The 259-nt window shown below is 54.8% G+C and carries 1 protein-coding gene; it reads right to left on the bottom strand.

Translation table 11 applies throughout. The annotated features are described in order from the left end of the window. On the bottom strand, nt 1-187 hold a 187-nt coding region (locus HMPREF0308_RS12805), incomplete at its 3' end, for an IS3 family transposase (RefSeq protein ID WP_005532463.1). Nucleotides 188-259: the final 72 nt, after the last annotated feature.

Genomic DNA, 259 nt, shown 5'->3' with positions numbered 1-259 from the left:
CCGCTTGGGCTTTATCATGCACGGCTTTAATGCGGGCACGTTTGCCGGTGCCGTACTTCTTGACCCAAGCATGCAGCGAGGCACGGTTGATACCGAGCTCTGCTGATGCTGCGTTCAGCGAGAGGTCCTCATTGTTCTCATAGAGAGCCACAGCATCGCGTCTGAACTGTTCGGAGTACCTGGACATAATGGTAGTTTACCTTTCTTCCCAGCCCGACTGAGCTGGATATCAGGTGTCCACCAAAAGGGGGTCAGGTCC

Origin of the sequence: Corynebacterium striatum ATCC 6940 (assembly GCF_000159135.1) — a bacterium.
GTDB lineage: Bacteria > Actinomycetota > Actinomycetes > Mycobacteriales > Mycobacteriaceae > Corynebacterium > Corynebacterium striatum.
Note: the sequence above shows the minus strand (reverse complement) of the source record. Positions and strands in the feature narration are given on the sequence as shown.